Origin of the sequence: Clostridium sp. D53t1_180928_C8, from assembly GCF_015667795.1 — a bacterium.
Taxonomy (GTDB): domain Bacteria; phylum Bacillota; class Clostridia; order Clostridiales; family Clostridiaceae; genus Clostridium.
In genome coordinates, this window is the sequence record NZ_JADPEL010000103.1 from 1 (window position 1) to 3,046 (window position 3,046).

The window sequence follows — 3,046 nt, forward strand, 5'->3', positions numbered from 1 at the left end:
TTGTATTTATATTTAGCTTATGTTATAATATTAATATATAAATTAATATTAAATTTATATATTATTTATAAAAGGATGTGATTTTATGAAAAATAATGCTTATGAGATTATGAAAGAAATGTGGTCAATTGATGAGGAAATTCAAAAGCTTACATCTGAATTAAGAAAAGTAGCTCAAATTTCTGAAAGGGAACTTCTAGAAAAACGTATTGATAGTTTATATGCAGAGTTTTTAAAGTACAAGCACCTATTAGAAGATGTTGAAGTTACAGGCCTATAATTATTACATAAATTTAAAGATCAACCTTAAATTTAAGGTTGATCTTTTTTATAAACAATTATGCAATTTTATCTTGCGAATCTATATCATTATTTCCATATTTCTTTTCATATCTAGTAATTAAGAAAAATGCTATTAATCCAAATACTATTGGACCTGCTAATTGGAATCCTGTAGAAATATAATCTTTACTTTCAATTGCTGGTTGTAAAATAGTAAATATATTAGCAAAACCAACAGTAGCTGTAACGATTATTGCCCATATAGTTGCAACCTTCTTACTTTTAAAGAATATGAAAGGCTTATTTATACTATCATTTTTCTTGAAGTATATAAATGCTATAGCTAAGAACATTGTTGGAATAGTCATAGCAACATTACCCATTAATATTAAGTAATCTAAAAGCTTAGATGATTTTCCACCTGTTAAAACAGCTACTATTATTATAGTAACAACAGCAATACATTGAATCCACATTGCATTAACTGGCATACCATTATCATTTATTTTAGTCCATTTTTCTGGCCATATTTCCTTTGGTGTACCTTCTATTAATTGCTTTAATGGAGAGTATATTAATGTAAAGAATGCTCCAAGTAATGCTAAGAACATTGCTAATCCAATATATCTTGCAAACCAAACTCCCATTATTTCAGCACCTGCTGCAGAAAGTCCAAAAACATCCCCTAATTGAACCCCTAAATTCCTAATAACTATATAAGCTACATTTGCCATACTTACATCTGGTGAAGATAATACAGCTTGCCAGTTAGTAAATAAACCAACCATTAAAATAGCTAAAGAATATCCAACACCAATAACAATTGCAGAAATCTTAATTCCTCTTGGGAATGTAGTATTCGCATTTTCAGTTTGATCAACAAGACCACCTACAGCTTCTAAACCACCGTAAGCAAAAATAGCAAAAACTAAAAATCCTAATACAGCTAAAATTGATCCATAAGCAGGATTTGGAGAATTAGTAAACTGTGCTAAGTTTATTGGTTGTGCAGCTTTAAATCCATTAGCAAAAAATACTATTAAAGCACCTACTATTAATATTACATTTGCACTTGTTACAAATATTCCACCTACAGATGCAACTTTAGATATACTATTCATACCTTTTGATGATAAGAAAGTAATTAATATAACAAAAATCACACCTAAAACACCTAAAGTTTGTGAAGCTCTTAATCCAAATAATGACCAAGTTCCAGTTTTATCTGCTCCAAAAATTAAATTAGAAAGTGGAACCCATATAGAAGATGACACACTTACCATCCAAACTATATATGAAGCAAACCACATAAATGTTCCTATAAATGCAAACTTTCTTCCTACTGAATGTTGCATCCAAGAATAAATTCCGCCCTTTTCTTCCTTAAATGCTGAACCAAATTCAGCCATCATAAATGCATATGGTATAAAGAAACATATAGCTCCAAATATATACCATGGAATAGCTGAATATCCCATAAGGAAAAAGGCTCTTGGAATATTAGTAAATCCAAATACTGATGTAAAAATCATAAGTATTAGTGCTACTAAAGTTAATTTACCTTTTTTATTTTTACTCATAAAAATTTCCTCCTTAGTATAAAATTTTATTAAATTTCAAAATATATTTGTCGAATTTTACAACATATAACATTATACTAGATTCTTTTTTTACTTTCCATCAGATGTTTTTTGCACTTTTATAATTATTTTTTTATTTTATTAAATTTCTGTCATAAAACATTCTTTCAATTTATCTATTATATATGATTTTTCTTAATATTTTATTATATTACAATTTCGCTTTATTACGCTAAATTGCTAAAATATATATTTTATTCTTTACTATTAGCATCTCATATTAATCAGAATTTAATCATTTATTTAAATATATTAACATTTATTTAGTTGAAGTTTATCAAAAAAATAAATATACTAATAAATAAGTACTAAACAATATTTAAATATTGATTTATTGCTCTTAAATAACATATCAAAAGGAGATTTTTATGAATTACTTATCTGATTTGCATACACATACAATAGTAAGCGGACATGCATATACAACTCTTATGGAAAATATAGATTACTGTGCTAAGAAGGGAATTAAAATCTTAGGTACATCTGAACATGCACCTTCAATGCCTGGAGCACCTCACTATTGGTATTTTGGAAACTTAAAAGTTCTTCCTAGAGTTATTAATAATGTCATTATATTTAGAGGTTGTGAAGGAAATATTTTAGATATAGATGGAAATATTGATTTGCCTGAAGATGGCATGAAAAATTTAGACTACATGATTGCTTCATTCCACGAACCAGTTTTTAAACCTAAAACAAAAAAAGAAAATACTATAGCAATTTTAAATGTTATGGATAAATATGACAAAGTTGAAATATTAGGCCATCTTGGAAATCCTAACTATGAACTTGATTATGATGCAATTGTTAAAAAGGCAAAAGAAAAAAATATAATGATTGAAATAAATAACAGCTCTTTATCAGGCTCATCTAGAGCTGGAAGTGATGTTAATTGCGAAAAAATTGCCATTCTTTGTAAAGAATACGGTACAAAAGTAATTTTAACATCTGATGCTCATATTAATACTAAAATAGGTGATTTCAATAAAGGAATTGAATTATTTGAAAAAATTTCTATGCCTGAGGAACTTATTATGAATGATCCTGTATTAAGCTTTTTTTACGTGCCCTTCAGCCTTTATTTCCCAATGAATTACAAAGGCTAATATTGCCCTTAGTAAAAT

The 3,046-nt window shown here is 27.3% G+C and carries 3 protein-coding genes; 2 read left to right on the forward strand and 1 reads right to left on the reverse strand.

From position 1 onward, the window contains the following. The first annotated feature begins 85 nt into the window (after positions 1-85). Positions 86-280, forward strand: coding sequence for a hypothetical protein (locus tag I4V51_RS20565; protein ID WP_195990304.1), 195 nt, complete (start codon positions 86-88; stop codon positions 278-280). 58 nt (positions 281-338) lie between these two features. On the opposite strand, the gene yjeM is transcribed toward I4V51_RS20565, so the two are convergent. Further along, on the reverse strand, positions 339-1,862 hold the full coding sequence (yjeM, locus tag I4V51_RS20570) for a glutamate/gamma-aminobutyrate family transporter YjeM (protein ID WP_195990305.1): 1,524 nt from the start codon (positions 1,860-1,862) through the stop codon (positions 339-341). Positions 1,863-2,290: 428 nt separating this feature from the next. Between yjeM and I4V51_RS20575 the strand changes: the two genes are divergently transcribed. Then, positions 2,291-3,028 (forward strand): phosphatase, encoded by a 738-nt coding sequence (locus tag I4V51_RS20575; protein WP_195990306.1) that lies wholly within the window; start codon positions 2,291-2,293, stop codon positions 3,026-3,028. Positions 3,029-3,046: the final 18 nt, after the last annotated feature.

Excerpts from the sequence above, each read along its gene's own strand:
- I4V51_RS20565 (WP_195990304.1), top strand. The coding sequence starts at position 86 with ATGAAAAATAATGCTTATGAGATTATGAAAGAAATGTGGTCAATTGAT.
- yjeM (WP_195990305.1), bottom strand. The coding sequence starts at position 1,862 with ATGAGTAAAAATAAAAAAGGTAAATTAACTTTAGTAGCACTAATACTT.
- I4V51_RS20575 (WP_195990306.1), top strand. The coding sequence starts at position 2,291 with ATGAATTACTTATCTGATTTGCATACACATACAATAGTAAGCGGACAT.